Source organism: Neobacillus paridis, assembly GCF_016765675.1.
GTDB classification, from domain to species: Bacteria; Bacillota; Bacilli; order Bacillales; family Cytobacillaceae; genus Neobacillus; species Neobacillus paridis.
Genome location: NZ_JAESWB010000047.1, coordinates 1 through 616, shown reverse-complemented (window position 1 = coordinate 616; position 616 = coordinate 1). Strand labels below are relative to the sequence as shown.

1 protein-coding gene is annotated in these 616 nt (G+C 44.8%); it reads left to right on the top strand.

All coding sequences use genetic code 11. The features are described 5' to 3' along the window. Positions 1 to 174 precede the first annotated feature (174 nt). Positions 175 to 616, top strand: a 442-nt coding sequence (locus JK635_RS27900; protein WP_202652989.1) for a branched-chain amino acid ABC transporter permease, incomplete at its 3' end; no start/stop codon positions are given.

The window sequence follows — 616 nt, the reverse complement described above, 5'->3', positions numbered from 1 at the left end:
GGTCTGGCCATTTAATCTTGCAACACGTGAAATTATCTGGCCCATGCCTAAATGGGCGCAGTAGATTTTTGTTGATACCTGAGAATTGCAATGTCGCCTTGATTGCTAAAATTCGAGGTCAGGGCGACATTTTCTCTAATGAGATTACTAAACTGCTGTCTGCCAGGAGTATAAATGACGTCAGAAATTATCATCCAGACTCTCGCTTCCGGCCTACTAATTGGCCTGATCTATGCTTTAATTGCTATAGGTTTGACGTTGATTTTTGGTGTGATGGATATTGTAAATTTTTCACACGGCGAGTTTTTAATGCTGGGCATGTATTCCAGTTTCTGGCTCTATGCGATCTATAACCTGGATCCGGTTTATACCCTTCCGCTTACTGCCATACTTCTTTTCGGCGTAGGCGCTATTGTTTATCGGGTGGTGATCAAGAAAATTATTGATGCTCCCATGCTTGCTCAGATTTTCACGACTTTTGGGTTGATGATCCTATTCAGAGGCTTGGCCCAATTTCTGTGGAAGCCTGATTTCAGGACCGTGGGGAATTCGGTGGTCAGTGGCACTGTTTCTGTCGCCGGGATTCAAATCGGACTCCCTCAACTTACCGCAGGGG